Annotated in this window: 13 protein-coding genes; 11 read left to right on the top strand and 2 right to left on the bottom strand. The window is 39.2% G+C overall.

Translation table 11 applies throughout. From position 1 onward, the window contains the following. Nucleotides 1-42 precede the first annotated feature (42 nt). From asnB to F7734_RS08300, 11 genes are all read left to right on the top strand, one after another. Nucleotides 43-1,992, top strand: coding sequence for an asparagine synthase (glutamine-hydrolyzing) (asnB, locus tag F7734_RS08350; protein ID WP_155744233.1), 1,950 nt, complete (start codon nt 43-45; stop codon nt 1,990-1,992). 35 nt (nt 1,993-2,027) lie between these two features. Further along, complete coding sequence (locus F7734_RS08345; protein WP_207714050.1) at nt 2,028-3,305, top strand: nucleotide sugar dehydrogenase; 1,278 nt, start codon at nt 2,028-2,030, stop codon at nt 3,303-3,305. An 11-nt stretch (nt 3,306-3,316) separates the two neighbouring features. Next, nucleotides 3,317-4,327 (top strand): NAD-dependent epimerase, encoded by a 1,011-nt coding sequence (locus tag F7734_RS08340; RefSeq protein ID WP_155744232.1) that lies wholly within the window; start codon nt 3,317-3,319, stop codon nt 4,325-4,327. Between the two features lie 33 nt (nt 4,328-4,360). Then, a complete protein-coding gene (locus F7734_RS08335) occupies nt 4,361-5,557 on the top strand; it encodes a glycosyltransferase family 4 protein (protein ID WP_155744231.1) in 1,197 nt (398 codons plus the stop codon). 466 nt (nt 5,558-6,023) lie between these two features. Then, nucleotides 6,024-7,313 (top strand): glycosyl hydrolase family 28-related protein, encoded by a 1,290-nt coding sequence (locus F7734_RS08330; protein ID WP_207714049.1) that lies wholly within the window; start codon nt 6,024-6,026, stop codon nt 7,311-7,313. A 23-nt stretch (nt 7,314-7,336) separates the two neighbouring features. After that, entirely contained in the window at nt 7,337-7,993 is a 657-nt protein-coding gene (locus F7734_RS08325) for a sugar transferase (RefSeq protein ID WP_155744230.1), read from the top strand. A 53-nt stretch (nt 7,994-8,046) separates the two neighbouring features. After that, entirely contained in the window at nt 8,047-9,084 is a 1,038-nt protein-coding gene (locus F7734_RS08320) for an ATP-grasp domain-containing protein (RefSeq protein WP_155744229.1), read from the top strand. Nucleotides 9,085-9,155: 71 nt separating this feature from the next. Beyond that, the gene (locus F7734_RS08315; RefSeq protein WP_155744228.1) at nt 9,156-10,235 is read left to right on the top strand and encodes a GNAT family N-acetyltransferase; all 1,080 of its coding nucleotides are present in this window, start codon (nt 9,156-9,158) and stop codon (nt 10,233-10,235) included. A gap of 11 nt (nt 10,236-10,246) precedes the next feature. Further along, the gene (locus tag F7734_RS08310; protein ID WP_155744227.1) at nt 10,247-10,918 is read left to right on the top strand and encodes an HAD family hydrolase; all 672 of its coding nucleotides are present in this window, start codon (nt 10,247-10,249) and stop codon (nt 10,916-10,918) included. A gap of 79 nt (nt 10,919-10,997) precedes the next feature. Then, the gene (locus tag F7734_RS08305) at nt 10,998-12,164 is read left to right on the top strand and encodes a DegT/DnrJ/EryC1/StrS family aminotransferase (RefSeq protein ID WP_155744226.1); all 1,167 of its coding nucleotides are present in this window, start codon (nt 10,998-11,000) and stop codon (nt 12,162-12,164) included. A gap of 106 nt (nt 12,165-12,270) precedes the next feature. Next, entirely contained in the window at nt 12,271-14,466 is a 2,196-nt protein-coding gene (locus F7734_RS08300; RefSeq protein ID WP_155744225.1) for a polysaccharide biosynthesis tyrosine autokinase, read from the top strand. 301 nt (nt 14,467-14,767) lie between these two features. Here F7734_RS08300 and F7734_RS08295 read toward each other — a convergent pair whose 3' ends face one another. Then, the gene (locus tag F7734_RS08295; protein WP_155744224.1) at nt 14,768-15,406 is read right to left on the bottom strand and encodes a Uma2 family endonuclease; all 639 of its coding nucleotides are present in this window, start codon (nt 15,404-15,406) and stop codon (nt 14,768-14,770) included. Nucleotides 15,407-15,714: 308 nt separating this feature from the next. Next, the gene (locus tag F7734_RS08290; RefSeq protein WP_155744223.1) at nt 15,715-16,062 is read right to left on the bottom strand and encodes a hypothetical protein; all 348 of its coding nucleotides are present in this window, start codon (nt 16,060-16,062) and stop codon (nt 15,715-15,717) included. Between the last annotated feature and the right edge of the window lie 304 nt (nt 16,063-16,366).

The following is a 16,366-nucleotide window of genomic DNA, read 5'->3' as shown; positions in this document are numbered from 1 at the left end:
TGGCTCGTGAAAAAATTACAAAAAAAGTGAGAGGATTATCATATGTGTGGAATTGTAGGTATTTTTAATACTACCCAACAAATGTCCAAAGAAGAGATGGAAGCTACAGTGCAAAATATGTCCCATGCTCTCTATCATCGAGGACCAGATAGCAGTGGTACGTGGGTAAATGCTACAAAAGGTTTAGCTCTTGGACATCGACGACTTGCTATTATTGACATATCTTCGGAAGGACACCAGCCTATGGTGTCTGCGGATGGTCGCTATGTCATTGTGTTTAATGGCGAAATTTATAACTTTATAGAATTAAGGTATACTCTAGAAAAATTAGGTCACTGTTTTCGAGGTCATTCTGATACCGAAATTATGTTGGCAAGCTTTAGCCAGTGGGGAGTAGATGGGGCAATTAGGCGCTTCATTGGTATGTTTGCATTTGCCTTATGGGATTGTAAAGAGCAACTGTTGCACTTGGGTCGCGATCGCGTGGGTGAAAAACCACTATACTATGGTTGGATTAATAATACTTTTCTCTTTGCTTCCGAGCTAAAAGCCCTTCAAGCATATCCTGATTTTCATCCCGAAATCAATCGTGATGCTTTGGCATTATTTCTGCGCTATAGCTACGTTCCTACACCCTATTCCATTTACCAAAATATTTATAAGTTACCTCCTGGATGTACCCTCACATGGGATGGTTTAGAGGCTCATCCCAAACCAGTACCGTATTGGTCTCTTAAAGAAGTAGCAGAGTTAGGTGTTGCTGAACCCTTTACAGGCTCAGAACAAGAAGCCATCGAACAAATGGAAAGCCTTTTGCTGGAAGCTGTTAGATCTCAGATGATTGCTGATGTTCCTTTAGGTGCTTTCCTTTCAGGCGGAATTGATTCTTCTACAGTTGTAGCCTTGATGCAAGCTCAAAGCAATCAACCAGTTAAAACCTTCACTATCGGTTTTTATGAAAAGACATACAATGAAGCAGAATATGCTAAAGTAGTAGCAAAGCATTTAGGTACAAACCACACAGAACTTTACCTGACTCCACAAGATGCTCTTGATGTTATTCCTCGACTACCAACTCTATACGATGAGCCTTTTTCTGACTCCTCTCAAATTCCTACCTTTTTAGTTGCTCAATTAAGCAGACAGTATGTCACTGTTAGTCTTTCTGGGGATGGTGGAGATGAAATCTTTGGAGGATACAACCGCTATTTTTGGGGTCGTAGCATTTGGCAGACAATAGGCTGGATGCCCAAAACCCTGCGCCGGATTGCTGCAAATGGTTTGACAAGTTTATCACCTAATAACTGGAATGATGTTTTTACAAACTTCAGTTTCCTTTTACCAAACAAGCTCAAATACTCCAATGCTGGCGAATACATACACAAACTAGCCAGAGTTTTGGCAGTTCCCAATCCAGACGCAATGTTTACTGGTTTAGTTTCTCAATGGCAAGATCCTCTGGCGGTGGTTATCAATAGTTCAGAACCTGTGACGACTTTGAGTAATCGCCAGTCTTGGGCAGAGTTATTAGACTACACTCAACGCATGATGTTCTTAGATACAATAACTTATTTACCAGATGATATCTTGGTTAAAGTCGATCGCGCGTGCATGGGTGTAAGTCTAGAAAGTCGCATACCACTGTTAGATCGCCGTGTTGTAGAATTTGCTTGGCGCTTACCGCTATTAATGAAAATTCGTAACGGTCAGGGAAAGTGGTTATTACGTCAAATTTTGTATAAATACGTTCCTCAAGAATTGATTGAGCGTCCCAAAATGGGCTTTTCTATGCCCATAGATATATGGTTGCGCGGTCCATTACGCGATTGGGCAGAAGATTTATTAGATGAGAGTCGTTTACGCCAGCAAGGATTTTTCTATCCCTCTCCAATTCGTCAGAAGTGGGCGGAGCATACAGCAGGTAGCCGCAACTGGCAACACCATTTGTGGACAATATTGATGTTTCAAGCTTGGTTCAGTAAGTCGGTATAAAAAAAGTTAATTAAAAAAAGGATTGAGAAAATACAATGATGAATATTACAGTTGTCGGTTTAGGTTACGTTGGGTTACCTGTTGCATTAGCAATTGCCAAAAAATTTCCCAATACAGTTGGTTTCGACATTGATAGCAAAAAAGTTGCGGCATTAAAGCAAGGAATTGATACCACGGGTGAGGTATCTGTTGAAGAATTAAACAATACTACTTTGAAAATAACTTCAGAAATTTTTGATTTAGTAGATAGCAACTTTTTTATTATTGCTGTCCCAACTCCAATAGATAATAACTGTTTTCCAGATTTAACCGCCATAACGAAAGCTTCTGAGACTGTAGGTAAAGTTTTGAAACCAGGAGATATAGTGGTCTATGAATCAACAGTCTATCCAGGAGTTACGGAAGAGATCTGTGGATCAGTACTATCACGGGTATCCGATTTGCGACAAGGAGTGGATTTTAAGTTAGGTTATTCACCAGAACGAATTAATCCCGGCGATAAAACTCATACCCTAGAAAAAATCGTTAAAGTTGTTTCTGGAGAAGATTCAGAAACTTTAGAAAAAGTTGCTCATGTTTACTCAGCAATTGTTGAGGCTGGTGTTTATCGAGCTCCTTCGATTAAAGTTGCTGAAACAGCTAAAGTTCTTGAAAATACTCAGCGCGATCTTAATGTTGCATTAATGAATGAGCTTGCACTTATTTGCGATCGCTTAAGTATCCGCACCTGTGATGTTTTAGCAGCTGCTGGTACCAAATGGAATTTTTTAGCTTTCACACCTGGTCTTGTAGGTGGTCACTGCATCGGAGTCGATCCATACTATTTGACTGCAAAAGCACAACAGGTAGGATATTACCCTCAAGTGATTTTAGCTGGGCGACGAATCAACGATAGCATGGGTAAATACTTGGGAGAACGCCTAGTAAAACTCTTGGTGCAAGCCAGTATCAATATAAAAACCGCAAAAATAGGAATTTTGGGACTGACATTTAAAGAAAATGTACGAGACCTGCGTAATAGTCGTGTACCAGATATTATTACAGAGTTACAACAATTCGGTATAAAACCTCTTGTACACGATCCCTTAGCGGATAAAGCGCAAGCACAGCATGAATACAATCTTGACATCACAGATTGGGACGAAATCAACAACTTAGACGCAATGGTACTTGCTGTTAGCCATAAAGCTTACCTAGATATACCTCCTGAAGAGTTGTTTTCTCGTATTCGCCCTGGTGGAGTTTTGATGGATGTAAAATCTGTTTTCGATTACACTACTGTACCGTCTTACTTAAACTACTGGAGTTTATAAGAGGCAAATTTATGACAAAAATACTAGTTACAGGTGCTGCTGGATTTATAGGTTTTCACCTCAGTCAACGCTTACTAGAGAGAGGAGATGAAGTTATTGGACTCGATAATCTCAACGATTACTACAATGTTAATCTCAAAAAAGACAGGTTAGTCCAACTCCAAGAAAAATCAAACTTTGAGTTTTATCAGATGGATATAGCAGACCGTGAAGGTATAACCAAGCTGTTTGCTAAACACAACTTTGATAAAGTCGTAAATTTAGCGGCACAAGCTGGAGTGCGCTATTCTTTAACAAATCCCCATATTTATGCGGATAGTAACATTGTTGGTTTCATTAATATTTTGGAGGGTTGCCATCATACTAATGTTCAACATTTAGTTTTTGCTTCTTCAAGCTCTGTTTATGGTGCAAATACTAAAATTCCATTTTCTGCTCGTGACAATGTAGACCATCCAATTAGTCTATACGCTGCTACTAAGAAAGCAAATGAACTTATAGCACATACGTACAGCAGTTTGTATAGCTTGCCAACAACTGGGCTGCGTTTTTTTACAGTTTATGGTCCTTGGGGCCGCCCAGATATGGCACTATTTATATTTACAAAAGCAATTTTAGAAGATCGAGCCATTGATGTTTTTAACTATGGCAAGATGAAGCGGGATTTTACCTATATTAATGACATTATAGAGAGTGTCGTTCGAGTTGTAGATCGAATTCCCGAACCAAATCCCTTGTGGACAGGCAATGCACCAGATCCCAGTACAAGTTATGCTCCCTACAAAATTTATAATATTGGTAACAATCATCCAGTTGAGTTAATGGCTTTTATCGAAGCCCTGGAAAATTGTTTGGGTAAAAAAGCAGAAAAAAAATTGCTGCCATTACAACTTGGTGATGTGCCAGTCACTTATGCAGATGTCGATGATTTAGTTCAAGATATAGGTTTTAAACCCAGTACCCCAATTGAGGTAGGAATAGAGCATTTTGTTAAATGGTATCTGTCTTATTACCGATGCTAAAAAAATCTACGTACCTAGGAAAGGCAAACAGCAATGCAATCAAAAATCAAACTATTACATATTACAACTGTTCCAGAAACATTCAACTTTTTTAAAGGGCAGATTGGTTACATAAAAGCTCAAGGATATGAAGTTCATGCCTTATCTTCTCCTGGAAAATTGTTAATTCAATTTGGCGAGCGCCAACAAATTCCTGTTTACGGAGTACATATGCAACGACGTATTACGCCGTTACAAGACATTTCTGCTATATTGCAAATTTGGGAATATTTGCAGGCTATTCGTCCCCAAATTGTTCATGCTCACACTCCTAAAGGAGGACTTCTAGGTATGATTAGTGCAAGATTAGCAGGAATTCCTGTTCGTATTTATCATATCCGTGGGTTACCTATGATGACTGCAACAGGTTACAAACGCTTACTATTAACATGGAGTGAAAAGCTTTCTTGCCTATTTGCCCACCAAGTCTTTTGTGTCAGTCACTCACTTCGTGAAGTTGCTATTAAGGAAGGTCTGTGTCCGCCAGAGAAAATTAAAGTCCTTTTAGGAGGTAGTAGCAATGGTGTCGATGCATCTAATAAATTTAACCCTGCCAATTTAGAACCCTGCACCCGTCAACAAACGCGTGAAAAGTACGGCATCCCAAACGATGCTATTGTTGTTGGATTTGTAGGTCGGATTGTCCGGGATAAAGGTATAGAAGAATTGGCAAAAGCATGGCAGATTTTACAGCAAGAATTTTCCAACGCCCATCTACTGATTGTTGGCTGTTTTGAACCTCAAGATCCAGTAGCTGCACATATACAAGAAGTACTCACCAACGACCCACGTATCCACATGACTGGAATGATTGATGATACACCACCACTTTATGCAGCTATGGATATATTAACCTTGCCGACTTACCGCGAAGGATTCCCAAATGTTGCTTTAGAAGCAGCAGCAATGACACTACCAGTAGTAGCAACGTCTATTCCCGGTTGTATAGATGCAGTTCAAAACGAAGTCACAGGGACCTTAGTGCCACCCCGTGATACTTGGGCATTGGCAACAGCAATCCGCAAATATCTGCTTGATTCAGAATTACGCTATCAACATGGGGTTTCAGGGCGCAGGCGTGTTTTACAGGATTTCCGTCAAGAAGCCATTTGGAATGCTTTAAATCAAGAGTATTTACAAATTTTAGAAGCTAAAGGGCTATTTGCTTCTGAACCTGTCTTAAATGTTTAATAGGAAACAGGGAAAGTTAAATGTACTCCCTTTAAAAAGTGAAGAGATTTATCTCAAAAATAACCTAGAGTGGACACTGCTAGCCCTGTCAAGATGGCTTAAAAATTAGGTAGATTCTACCCAATTCTTGGTATTTTATCTTCGTGCTCTATGCCGACGAAGGAGGCATAGACGCGAAGGGAATCAAGGGAATACTTGTTTTTCAAACATCACCTTGACAGGGCCAAGTGGACACTGCCCACGCCCATTTATTGAGAAGGTGCGAGATGTCATACGTATTACAAAACTTGAGTTTAATCTGGTAGGTAAGTAGGTGGGAAAAAACCGAACTATATAAAGATATGTAAATACGCTAAAACCCTTACAAATGACCAATGACCAATGATAAATGACCAATGATAAATGACCAATGATAAATGACCAATGACCAATGACCAATGACAAATGACGATCCTGAGTAAAAAAAATGGATAAAACCAATCTTCTAAAAATAAAACTTTTGATTGCATTGTGTTTGCTAGCTATGGGAGCAATTCAATGTAGTATCGCTAACGAACAGAAAGTTGCATCTCAACAAGATTTACAATTTGATACCAAGCCAGTCAGCATGAGCATCAAAGTTGACAGAAGCGACAGGTTTTCTGTTAAAAATTTTGGTGCTAAAGGTAATGGAATTACTAATGATACTAAGGCGATACAAACAGCGATAGATACAGTATATGCCCGAGGAGGAGGCACTATTGTGTTTCCTCCTGGCGTATATATTGTTACTTCTGTAAAACTTAAAGAGAATATTGCATATGAGGGATATGGAGCAACTATTAAGCGACCCAAGCATCAGGGAAAATGGACAAGAACTTTTATAGCTGAATATGCAGGTCAAACAGATTCAAAACCATTAATTATTAAAGGATTTATTTTTGATGGAAATAGTAAAAATCAAGGAAATTACAAAAACTATGAGTTAGAGCAAGCCGCATTAGTTTTTTTAACGGCTGACCCAAAGTATCCTGGCAAACTACGAGCTTTTATTGAAAACTGTTTTTTTAAAAACGGAGTTGCTGATGGTCTCTCTGTTTACACTAACGTATCTCTAAAAGTTAATAAATGTGAAGCAACAGATATATTTCGTGGAGGTTTTGTTCTAACAGGTGGGAATTCATTTGTTGAAATTAGTAATTTTACTACAAGAGGAAAATTTGATGTTTCTGGAATTGATATAGAAGTTGATGGACGAGGTTATGGAAATACGTTGAAAGTAGATGTTAAACTTGAAAACCTTAATTTACTCAATGGAAGATTTGATATTGGAGTTGCAGATGGTTCAAGAGTGATAGGTAATAATATCATTTCTCATGATGCACCCTTTGTAATTTATAGTTTAAAGTCAAAGATGAAATTTACAAATTCTAAGTTTAAAGTAGGAGCATCTGATAGTTATATCAACAGAATTTTGTTTCCTCATGATGTAACATTTGAAGATTGCGAATTTTATGTAACTAGAAAAGAAACTAAACAACCATATCAATTTTTTAGCGCTGCTGATGTTTGGTGGCAACATCCCAGTCAAGGAATTCAAAGAAATCAATCATTGGTTTTTAAAGATTGTTTTTTCAAATTAGATAGCAATATAAAAAGAAATGATATAACTTATGCAGTTTATGTCCGCAGAGATTTTCCATTGACAAATAATAATCTAGTGATTAAGGGAGGAGCTATTGCTAAAGAGTTTAAATCTCAAATCGTTAAGGAATAATTAGAAAAAGAGGAAAAATTGTTATGGCTCAACATTTCCGGGGTGTTCAATCCAAAAAATATAACACGGTGATTAAATCTACATTAGATAGAGTGGCAGCAGTAATAGTCTTAATAATTTTCTTTCCTGTGATGCTGATTGCTGCGACCGCCATCTATAAAAATATGGGGCGTCCTATTTTCTTTTGCCAACCCCGTCCAGGTAAAGATGGTCGTATTTTTACCTTCTATAAATTTCGCACAATGACCAATGAGAGAGATTGTGATGGCAACTTATTACCTGATGAACAACGATTAATGCCTTTGGGTAAATTTCTCCGACGCACCAGCTTAGATGAACTTCCTCAACTTTTAAATGTCCTTAAAGGCGATATGAGCTTTGTAGGTCCCCGCCCACTCCTTGTAGAATATTTAGATTACTACACGCCACAACAAGCTCGTCGCCATGCAGTTAAACCGGGCATTACGGGTTGGGCTCAGGTGAATGGTCGTAACCAGCTTTCTTGGTTAGATAAATGTACTTTAGATATCTGGTACGTCGATCATCATTCCCTTTGGCTAGATTTGAAAATTTTAGTGATGACATTCTTGAAAGTTCTTAAGCAAGAAAATATAGGATCATCAGAATGTCCTGAAGCGTCAAAGCAGCAAATTGCAGCGATTAAGGAAGCAAAGCAATGATCCTCACCTAATGGTACGAGTATAAATTTTGATTGATAAGGAGTTATTTTGGGATGAAGCCAATTACTGTAGTTGTGACAGGAGTAGGAGCACCTGTTGGTGTTAGCATTATTAAATCTTTGCGAGTTTGTAATTTGCCAATAAGGATTATTGGAGTTGATTCTGAGCCACTTGCTCAAGGATTATTTCGTGTCGATCGAGCACACTTAATGCCCTCTGCTCGCCAGAATCCAGATGCTTACTTTGAAGCTTTAGTAAAAATCAGCAAAATAGAAGGAGCAGATATTCTATTTTCTGGATGGGAAGGGGAATTAGCCATGCTGGCTGAACGCAAGGCTGAATTTGAAGAACGTACACACACGACTTTACCCCTCATCCCGAATACAACTTTAAAAGCTCTAGATAAATGGTTAACAATTGAGGTTCTGAAGGTCTTTGGTGTACCCGTACCTGATACTGTGCTTCCTACAAGTCGAGCTCAGTTAAAAGATTTTTGTTCTAATCACAATTACCCTTATATCGTTAAACCAAGACGAAGTTCAGGTGGAAAGGGTTTGGTGCTCGTTCATACAGAAGCAGAGCTTGCTTTTTTTAGCCATTACATATCCGATCTTGTTGTACAGGAACACTTGTTACCAGACGATCGAGAATACACGGTCGGAGTATTTATCCAAAGTGATGGAAAACCGGGTGGAGCTTTAGCACTCAAGCGTAGTCTTTCTGGTGGACTTAGCTATCGCATGGAAAGTGATAGGAATACTGATGCGTGTGACATTGCAATACAGGCTGCTAAAGCTATGGGTTTAATTGGTGCAGTCAATGTTCAAATGCGGCTTACTTCGACTGGGTTTAAGGTTTTTGAGATTAATCCAAGATTTAGTAGTGCAACTTGTGTGCGAGCTCATTTTGGATTAAACGAACCCGAACTCACAATTCGTCACTTTATTTTAGGAGAAGAGATATGCCCGCCCGAGGTCAAAGAGGGCATTTGCTTGCGGTTTTGGGAGGAAATGTATTTTCCTATAGAGGTTAAGAATGCTGCTCAGCAAGGAGAATACCAGTGCCGAGGTCAAATTTTGAGCCAGTTTTAATAAGTTAGTTAGACAAAACAATTCATCAGCAGTAAATTTGGAACCGCTAACCACTAACTATTAACAAAAGTATGAATATACAAGTTCTTGATGTATTCGATCCCTTGTGGTCAAAGATTCTTCAGAATTTACGCCACGATTTTTATCATTTACCCGAATATCTAGCTTTAGAAGCTAAACGAATGAAGGCTGTTGCAGAGGCAATGCTCATTCAAGATGATGAAAAAATTTTCTTTTTCCCTTATTTGTTACGTCAATGTGATGATGCCTTTCCTGAAGATTTAAAGGCTTCAGAAATTTTTGATGTTTTGTCGCCCTATGGCTATCCTGGAATTTTATTGAATGAAGCAGGGGTCGAAAATTTCGAGTTTATCCATTATGCAATGCTTCAGGTAACACAAAAATTTAAGGATAGGAGGATTTGTTCAGCATTCTTACGATTGCACCCAATATTAAACAATCGCTTTGATGAAATTTATCGTTTACCAGCTTACAAAATTCACTCTGAAACCATTGCAATCGATCTGAAATTGACTGAATCTGAAATTTGGCATCAAACTAGACCAGAGCACCGTACTAAAATTAACAAATCTAAACGCTATGGTTTTGTAGCAAAGATTGCTCCTTTAAATCAATATCTCCTTGACTTTATAGATATCTATGTAGAAACAATGGCTCGTGTTGGAGCATCGCCAGCTTACTATTTTAGTCGTGAATATTTTTTAGATTTTGTAGAAGCATTAAAACAGCATCTTCATCTGTGTACTGTTGAACTCGATAGTCAAGTGGTTTGTGCAGGTTTGTTTACTGAATGCTGTGGGATTGTCCAGTATCACCTTGGAGGAACAAGAAGCGAGTTTTTGAAATTCTCTCCTAGTACTCTTATGTTTGACCATGTTCGATACTGGGCAAAAGAACGAGGTAATGAAATTTTTCATCTTGGCGGTGGAGTTGGAGGAGCAAAAGACAGTCTTCATCATTTCAAGGCTGGATTCTCTCGACAACGATATAACTTTCCTCTCATTCGCTTAATTACGGATGAGAAGACATATATGTATCTCGTCAATTTACGAGCAAAACTGTTGAATCTACAGGTAAACCAACTCCTGAAAACAGAATTTTTTCCTGTCTATCGTTCACTTTCAGTATAAAGATTCGGGTTATGAATAATACTAAAGTGTTAGTGTTTGACTTGGATGATACTCTTTTTCCCGAACATGAATTTGTCTTGAGTGGGTTTCAAGCTGTCAATGATTGGGTACAATCTAAATATGCGATTTTTAATTTCTTTGATGTTGCTTGGAAATTGTTTGAAGAGGGTAGACGAGATAAGATTTTTGATTTAACTCTTGATGCTCTAGAGATTAAGTATGAACCTTCTCTGATTCAAGAGCTTGTTCAAGTTTATCGGGGACACAAACCTACAATTTGTCTATATCAAGATGCACAGTGGGCGATTGATTACTTCAAAGTTGAGAAACAGCTTGGTCTCATTACCAATGGTTTTCTAAAAACTCAACAGAATAAAGTGAAAGCATTGAGAATTGAATCGAGTTTCAATGAAATTGTTTACTGTGATGTCTATGGTTATAAGAATTGGAAGCCCAGCCCAGTGCCTTACAAAAAAATGATGGAATTTACAGGATGTGAAGGAGTTGAGTATATGTATATTGGAGATCATCCTTACAAAGATTTTGTAGCTGCAAAAAACCTAGGCTGGCTCACGTTGCGTATTTGCCGTAAAGATGGTGAATATGGAAATATAATTGCAGAAGAAAATCATGATGCTCACTTCAAAATAAGGTCTTTATATGAATTGAAAGACTTTTGTTGAAATCAAAGAAAATCAATGGATAATTTGCTAACAGTAGAAGTACTAATCTTGGTTTAGTTCAGAGAGGTCAAACATAATCATGAATAAACCGATTCTCCTCTCAACACCTCACATGAGCGATCGCGAACTAGAATTTGTCAAAGAAGCTTTTGACACTAACTGGATCGCCCCTGTTGGTCCTCATATAGACGCTTTCGAGCAAGAATTTTGTCAAGTGACTGGTGCCAATCACGCAGCAGCTCTCAATTCTGGTACAGCAGCTATTCACTTAGCTTTGCAATTAGTTGGCGTTAAGTATGGGGATGATGTTTTTTGTTCTACTTTAACATTTAGTGCAACTGCTAACCCGATTGTTTATTTAGGAGCAAAACCAGTTTTTATTGATAGCGATCGCGTTTCATGGAACATGAATCCAGACTTGCTTTGTGAATCCCTAACTGACCGCGCACGAAAAGGCAAATTACCTAAAGCTGTTGTACTGGTGCATTTGTACGGTCAAAGTGCGGATATCGAAGCAATTTTAAAAATTTGTAATGAGTATGAGATTCCTTTAATTGAAGATGCAGCTGAAGCTTTAGGCGCTACTTATAAAGGGCGAATGGTTGGTACATTCGGGCGTATTGGTATTTACTCTTTTAACGGGAATAAAATCATCACTACCTCTGGTGGCGGGATGTTAGTTTCTAACGATGAAAAACTGGTGAACAAAGCCCGTTTTTTAGCAGCACAAGCACGCGATCCTGCTCCTCATTACCAACACTCTGAAATTGGCTATAACTATCGCCTTAGCAATATTTTAGCTGGTATTGGTCGCGGTCAGTTGAGAGTTTTGAGTGAGCGAGTTGCAGCTAGACGACGCAATTTTGAGATCTATCAGCAGACTTTAAAAAACTTACCAGGATTAGAGTTTATGCCAGAAGCTAGTTTTGGATATGCTACCCGGTGGTTGACTTGTTTAACAATTAATCCTGAATTATTTGGTACAGATCGAGAGCAAATCCGTGTAGCGCTTACCGAACAGCAAATTGAAACTCGTCCTGTATGGAAACCGCTACACTTGCAGCCAGTATTTGCAGGTTATGAATCTATTGGGGGTGCAGTTGCTGAAGATTTATTCACACGTGGTCTTTGCTTGCCTTCTGGTTCTAATCTCACAATCCAAGACTTAGAACGAGCGAGCGATGCCATTTCTACAGTTTATGACAGCAAGAGTAAAAACCGCACTTTTTCGATCGTCGATCGTTAGTCATTGCTTATTGGTAGATCGCTGACGAACAAATGACAAATAACAAATAAAAACATCAATTGTATCTTTCCATCAATGATGACAAAATTTACATTTAAAATTGATTATGGACACACAAGTAACTGTTGTAAATCTTGATAAATATTGGCAATTGCTTAAGCGTCATGGATTGCCTGCTTTGGGATTTTTTGTTTTTGTTTTCTTAATATCATTGCTGGCATTCTCGCTGAGAAAGCCCTCTTATGAAGCAGAAGGAAAACTGTCGTTACAAAACAACACGATCTCTTCCCTAACGGGGGTAGGAACTGAAATAGGTAAGTTAGAACCATTGGCAGGTGATAGAAGTCATCTTCTAAATACAGAAGCAGAAATTATAAGTTCTGTTCCTGTTGTACAAAAGACTATTAACCTACTCAACCTCAAAGACAATGAAGAGCAACCCCTAAAACCGAAGGATTTTGTTAAACGTTTGGTGATTAAAGAAGTTAAGGGAAGCGATGTTCTACAAATTTCTTATAAAGATACTAATCCTAAAATATGTGCAGATGTTGTTAATACCCTGATGCAAGTCTATTTAGACCAAAACATCTTTTTTCATAGAATGGAAGTAGGATCTGCTCGCAAATTTATCGAGAAACATTTACCAAAAGCCGAATTAGTTGTGCGGCAAGCAGAAGCTGAATTACGCAAGTTTAAAGAAAAAAACCAGATTGTTGTCTTGCCAGAGGAAGCGACTAGTGCAGTGGCAAGGATGGCTGATTTACAAAAGCAAATTGGTGACTCTCAATCTAGAATTGCCGATCTCACTGCTCAATCTCAAGCGCTCCGCAACCAATTGAAGATGAACTCCCAACAGGCAGTTGCTGAGACTTCCCTCACTCAGTCTCCTGGTGTACAAGATATTCTCAAAGAAATTCAACGGCTAGAAACTGAACTTGCTACTAAAAGAGCTACTTTGCTTGATACTCATCCCACAATCATTAATTTAAAAAGTAATCTAGCAGCGTTTAGAGAAATACTAAAAAGGCGTGTTCAAAATGTTGCAGGTACTTCACAATTAAAATTGAGTAACAACCTGCAACTTGGAGAACTGCAACAAACACTTACTGCTAGACTCGTTGAATTAGATTCCACTCGTTTGGGTTTAACTAATCAAATCTCAGCTCTAACCAGGTTACAATATGACTATAGAAAGAGGTTAGAGGTATTGCCAAGATTAGAACAACAACAACGGGAGTTAGAACGTCAACTAGAAGCCGCCCAATCTACCTATTCACTATTATTACAAAAGTTCCAAGAAATTCGCATTGCCGAGAATCAGAACATAGGTAACGCCCGCATTATATCTGCTGCCCAAGTTCCAGAAGAGCCAACTTCTTCTCCTATGCTTTTGTACCTAAGTGCAGGCTTAATTGCTAATTTAGCGGCTTTGGCGAGTATATATATTTTGGAAGCACAAGATAAATCAATTAAGACTGTTGATGAAGTTAAAGAATTATTGGGAGTGACTTTATTAGGGATTATTCCCTCCGTTGATAAGCCCAAAAAATCCATTTGCAGCGATCGCAACTCTGAATTCTCTCTCTATCAACTTGTGGTTAGAGATACTCCACGTTCTGCCCTTAGTGAAGCTTATCGAATGCTCAGGGCTAATTTGAGGTTTATCAGCGCTGACAAAGAAGTAAGAGTGATAGTTGTTACAAGTTCTGTGCCTAGAGAGGGGAAATCAACAATAGCTGCCAATTTAGCGACTGCAATGGCTCAGATGGAGAGCAAAGTCTTACTGATAGATGCAGATTTACACCGCCCAGTTCAACATCAAATTTGGGAACTGTGTAATAGTGAAGGTTTAAGCAATACAATTGTGGGACAAGCTGAAACCAGAACAGCTATCAAAAAAGTTTGGAATAATTTAGATGTTCTCACATCTGGAGTTGTACCTCCTTCTCCAGGAGCTCTCCTTGACTCTAAACGAATGGCTGGGTTGATTGAAAGTTTTGCTGCTACCTATGATTTTGTCATTATTGATGCTCCGGCATTAACTGTTGCGGCTGATGCGGCTACTTTAGGTCACATGGCTGATGGTGTCTTGTTTGTTGTTCGACCGGGGATAGTTGATTCTGCTAGTGCCATCTTTGCTCAAGAGCTTTTGGAAAAATCCGGTCAGAAGGTTCTGGGATATGTGGTGAATGCAGTAAGCTCCAACAATAAACGCTATAATTACTACTTTACTGAGGGATACACCTCTGATACTCCAGTGAGGACTCCACATACCTCCAGTGTGCGGTCACCGTTAATTTAAATCTAGGAAAAGCTGGGTATGAGTAGATATACTACGTTTACTCGGCTTTCGTCCAGACCGAGACGCGGCAACGAATCGCACCATCATTTCCCCTTTAACGGGTGAGAGTTTGCCTGTTTCCAAAAAGGTATCTGCCGAGATAGGTCAATGCTCTATTTTGGGACACGTTGTAAACTTTCATTGCTTTGTTAACTTTATTGATTTACAAACTTGCCCAAAAATGATGTGGGGGTAAATCAAAATTTCGCAATGTAAAATTTAACAATATTGTGGTTGGTCCTCTATCCTCCCTTTTGAAAATTCAATAGTGTTCAATTTGCTGCCTAACCCAATTGCGAAAAGCACGAGTTGTTGCTATCTGCCCATTTTTCCGACTTTCCTGGATGAACCGAGGGATTTCTTTTACTGATACAGGGGCGAAAGTTGGACTCGTTTGTACTTCTGAGTATTTCCCAGATGTGAGTACGTATATTTTTAGCACTTTTCCATTAAATCGCCAGAATTCTGGAATCCCCATCGAAGCATAAAGCCTTAGCTTGTCTACTTGAGGTCTAGAATACTCAACTTCTAGTACTAAATCTGGCGGTGGATCTGTCGCCAAGTCTATATTCTCTTTGTCCCGAACCAAAGATTCATTCTGAATGTAGTAGCTACTATCCGGCTCACCACCTCGTTCTAGGTCATCTCGCGTTAACGTCAAAGATCCAGCACTTTTAACTTCTTTGCCGAATTCTTCGCACAGCACGAGAATGAACCCATCAATTAAGCGGTTGGAATTCTCGTGTGGCATCATTGGCGACATGATTTCTAACACCCCATTGTCGTAAGCGAGCTTAGTATTGCGTTGGTTGCTCATTTCAGCTAGCATAGCCTTAAATGTCCGCCAGCTAATATTTTCAAGTACAGTTCTAGTTTCTGGGGGGGCTGACATTACTACCATGTTTAATCTCCATTGAAAAATTCAATATTGCTACCTTAATAAAAAGCTGACCAGGATTTTACAGTATTAGGCACATTATAGGCACAAAATTCACCTAAAAACCTCCGCTCGTCGGAGAAGCCCCAATACTGCAAGGGCTGAGAGAATTGTAGGTTGGGTTGAGCACAAGCGAAACCCAACAAATGCCGATAAATGTTGGGTTTCGTTCCTCAAACGCCAGTCCCCTACGGAGGGAAACCCTCCTTCAGGGCTGGCTCCCCAACCTACGTAATTGCGTGTTTTTATGCAAAACCTACGCAGTATTGGGTTTACTTCTTGGGAAGAACAGTTTGCTTCGAGTTCGCACTCCCATCGGTCAATTTTTGGTAGGAATGGTAATTTTGACTGTTATTAGCTTCATTCCTATTGCACCTGGAAAGATGGATGTCAAAACCATGACTACGTGCAAGGGGAGCTAAACGTTTGATATCAAGTAAAAGTAGAGACACAAGTATTTGTGGAAAGATAAATTCAAGTGCAGCTTGAGCCGCTTCTCCCCAGTCGGGAAGATCGGGATCGTCAAATGATAAGTAAACCCAATGCTCTAGTAGGTAGGCAATCAACGACAGTACTAACTGGATGCCTAAGCCAGGAGGGTGACTTCCTGGCTTAGGCATCCACCTACGTGGACTGAATATAAAGTCCTTGCCTTGCGGACAAGCGTTTGTATAGCCCCAGAATTCTATTCTGAGGGCAACTTGCACTCATTGGGATGCTTCCCGCAACAAGGCTTTTTGACACTCACCGACCTAAAGTGCGGGGTTTTAAACCCATTTTTCTGATAAAAATGAGAATAGTCATGGTATTCATATAACTTTCGTTGATTATTACTACAGCAAATTTCAACCTGGTGAGGTACAAAAATTACCCCCCTCTGTCCCCCCTTACCAAGGGGGGATGAAAGGGGGGTGTACCTCATGA

It is taken from the genome of Scytonema sp. UIC 10036, from assembly GCF_009725235.1.
This window is presented reverse-complemented; position numbering and strand designations above follow the sequence as displayed.

What these genes read in the sequence shown, in the direction of transcription:
- F7734_RS08330 (WP_207714049.1), top strand. Translation starts at nt 6,024, where the DNA reads ATGGATAAAACCAATCTTCTAAAAATAAAACTTTTGATTGCATTGTGT.
- F7734_RS08310 (WP_155744227.1), top strand. Translation starts at nt 10,247, where the DNA reads ATGAATAATACTAAAGTGTTAGTGTTTGACTTGGATGATACTCTTTTT.
- F7734_RS08300 (WP_155744225.1), top strand. Translation starts at nt 12,271, where the DNA reads ATGGACACACAAGTAACTGTTGTAAATCTTGATAAATATTGGCAATTG.
- asnB (WP_155744233.1), top strand. Translation starts at nt 43, where the DNA reads ATGTGTGGAATTGTAGGTATTTTTAATACTACCCAACAAATGTCCAAA.
- F7734_RS08325 (WP_155744230.1), top strand. Translation starts at nt 7,337, where the DNA reads ATGGCTCAACATTTCCGGGGTGTTCAATCCAAAAAATATAACACGGTG.
- F7734_RS08320 (WP_155744229.1), top strand. Translation starts at nt 8,047, where the DNA reads ATGAAGCCAATTACTGTAGTTGTGACAGGAGTAGGAGCACCTGTTGGT.
- F7734_RS08315 (WP_155744228.1), top strand. Translation starts at nt 9,156, where the DNA reads ATGAATATACAAGTTCTTGATGTATTCGATCCCTTGTGGTCAAAGATT.
- F7734_RS08345 (WP_207714050.1), top strand. Translation starts at nt 2,028, where the DNA reads ATGATGAATATTACAGTTGTCGGTTTAGGTTACGTTGGGTTACCTGTT.
- F7734_RS08295 (WP_155744224.1), bottom strand. Translation starts at nt 15,406, where the DNA reads ATGGTAGTAATGTCAGCCCCCCCAGAAACTAGAACTGTACTTGAAAAT.
- F7734_RS08305 (WP_155744226.1), top strand. Translation starts at nt 10,998, where the DNA reads ATGAATAAACCGATTCTCCTCTCAACACCTCACATGAGCGATCGCGAA.
- F7734_RS08335 (WP_155744231.1), top strand. Translation starts at nt 4,361, where the DNA reads ATGCAATCAAAAATCAAACTATTACATATTACAACTGTTCCAGAAACA.
- F7734_RS08340 (WP_155744232.1), top strand. Translation starts at nt 3,317, where the DNA reads ATGACAAAAATACTAGTTACAGGTGCTGCTGGATTTATAGGTTTTCAC.
- F7734_RS08290 (WP_155744223.1), bottom strand. Translation starts at nt 16,062, where the DNA reads ATGCCTAAGCCAGGAAGTCACCCTCCTGGCTTAGGCATCCAGTTAGTA.